Consider the following 2,531-nt stretch of genomic DNA (forward strand, 5'->3'; position numbering starts at 1 on the left):
ACGCAAACGTATTAACTGTAAGGATGAGCCTTATTTTGGATGAAAGAGTTTCCAAATGAGGAACCTAATTGACCATTATACACGGGGTTTTTAAAGTGTATGTTTAATAAATTTATATTTTAAACCTATATTTAAGCCTTCGTAAAGGCATATTTTAATGTTAAAGCCTTGTTAATATTTTTAATTACGAAGGGTTTTATAAATTAATCGGAAATAAATAGCTTATAAAATTTAACTTTCCTTTTTGAAAATATTTCTGTCGAATTAAAAGTGTACACTTCAATAAAAGGAAATCTGCTAAGACCATTTCGGTTGTACGATTTAAATATTTGTAGATGACTAACAAGTTAATCATCGATTATGATTATGACTTCGGTTTAATAGGTATTGAATCAAAAGTCAAAGGTTATAAACTTGCCTGGCTTATCAATTCAGTATTGGGGGTTCACTTGATAAAAGGTGATGATATCAAGCTTACCCTTCCTCAACAAAATTATTTATTGATTTCAAATTTCTTATATAAAGAGGAGTATAACCTAATGAGGTTGCTAAAGAATTCTTGCGAACGGGTGGAAAAAGGAAAGGTTTCCCACGAGAATTTGATCCCAGAGTGCGGTGATTTTGATTATTTTATATTGTTGGAAGGGTGCGAATGGGAAATTGGAGTGATCCAGAAGATTATTTCTAAGTTGGAATTGCTAGACGAGGTTACTGGATTGGGAGTGATTGAAGCAGGGCAATTGCCTTCCAGAGAATATCTAATATTTTGATAGAATGACTGTTGTTTTGCGATATCCACATTGGTTTTTTAGAGAACACCAAAGAGCATATTCCTTTCAATGGTTTTTTGCCTGGAAGAATTGTGTTTTTGAGGGCTTTAATGAGAGGGAAGGACAGGTTTTGCCATGAAATGGTATGCCTTTTAAAGATTTAATGATTTTAAAAAGTTTTTGTATTTAAAATATAAGTTTATAAATCAAACTGATCATGTTGAACAATACAAGTTTTTGTAAAACGAAAATAGTTACAACCATAGGTCCGGCCTCAGATAGCAAGGAGATGATGGGGAAGTTGATGGAAGCCGGAGCGAATGTTTTTCGCTTAAATTTTTCTCATGGTACACATGATGATCACCTGAAAAGAATAGAAACAATACGGGAGCTAAATAAAGAACAAGGGACCTATATATCGATTCTTCAAGATTTACAGGGACCAAAAATTCGTACTACAGAAATTGAAAATGGGCAGGTCGATATTGTCGAAGGGCAAGAACTGAGAATTACAATTGATGAGGTGGTAGGAAATCAGAAGGTAATAGGAACTACTCATAAAACGCTTCCTTTGGAAGTAAAAGCAGGAGAGCGTATTCTCATTGATGATGGAAACTTGGAATTGAAGGTGAAAGGAGTTGAGGGACATGAGGTGGTTACGGAAGTAATTTATGGAGGACCGCTAAAGTCAAGAAAAGGAATCAATTTACCGGAAACTGACGTAATCGTTCCTGCTTTGACGGAAAAGGATAAGTTAGACCTGGAATTTGGTTTGAAAAACCATGTAGATTGGGTGGCGCTTTCGTTTGTTCGTTCGGCACAGGATATTCTTGATTTAAAAAAGATTATCAATGAAAGTGGTGAGGCCACTAAAGTGATGGCCAAAATTGAAAAGCCAGAAGCTATCAAATGCATGGATGAAATCATAGAAGCTTGTGATGGCATTATGGTGGCGAGAGGTGATTTAGGTGTTGAAATGGATATGGAAGAGGTTCCATTAATTCAAAAAGAACTTATTGCCAAATGTAATAGAGCCGCAAAACCAGTTATTGTTGCTACGCAAATGTTAGAAAGTATGGTGACTAATCCACGTCCTACTCGGGCAGAAGCAAATGATGTGGCTAATGCGGTGTTGGATGGAGCTGATGCCGTTATGTTATCCGCTGAATCTGCATCGGGTAAGTTTCCTGAAGAGGCAGTGAACAGTATGACTAAGGTGATTAGGGCAGTGGAAAAATCAGAAGCTATTTATTTTAAGAATTTGACACTTGATAGCTCTTCGGAAACTCACGTAAATGATGGATTAGTTTTAGCTGCTTGTAATTTAGCTAGAAATACTGGAGGAAAAGCCATTCTTGGTCTTTCTCGTTCAGGATATACGGGTTTAAGATTATCCAGTCATCGTCCCAAAGCAAATATTTTTGTTTTCACCGATGATATTTATTTGTTAAACCGCTTAAATTTAAGCTGGGGAATTCGAGGTTATTATTATGACAAACAAGTCGGAATTGATGAAACCCTAGATGAAATTCGAGATTTACTTATTGCTGATGGTCATTTGGAGAAAGGCGATCTGTTCATAACAACAGGTAGTATGCCAAGACATTGGTCCGGAAGAACTAATATGATGAAGGTAAGTCAGGTGGATTAAATTAGTTTAATTTAAATAGTTTAAAGTGAATAGTTCAGGCTCAAGGAAATAGGAAAACCTTTTCCACCTAACTTTTCATTTTAAAGACACTATCCGGAAAACTGTGTAAG

At 35.7% G+C, this 2,531-nt stretch carries 2 protein-coding genes; both read left to right on the forward strand.

Annotation, left to right across the window (positions count from 1 at the left end):
* Positions 1 to 335 precede the first annotated feature (335 nt).
* Positions 336 to 770: an IPExxxVDY family protein gene (locus E1171_RS02915; RefSeq protein ID WP_155203913.1), complete on the forward strand. Its 435-nt coding sequence runs from the start codon at positions 336 to 338 to the stop codon at positions 768 to 770.
* 217 nt (positions 771 to 987) lie between these two features.
* Positions 988 to 2,421 (forward strand): pyruvate kinase, encoded by a 1,434-nt coding sequence (pyk, locus tag E1171_RS02920; RefSeq protein ID WP_155203915.1) that lies wholly within the window; start codon positions 988 to 990, stop codon positions 2,419 to 2,421.
* Positions 2,422 to 2,531: the final 110 nt, after the last annotated feature.

The sequence above is a fragment of the Xanthovirga aplysinae genome, assembly GCF_009711365.1.
Lineage (GTDB): Bacteria > Bacteroidota > Bacteroidia > Cytophagales > Cyclobacteriaceae > Xanthovirga > Xanthovirga aplysinae.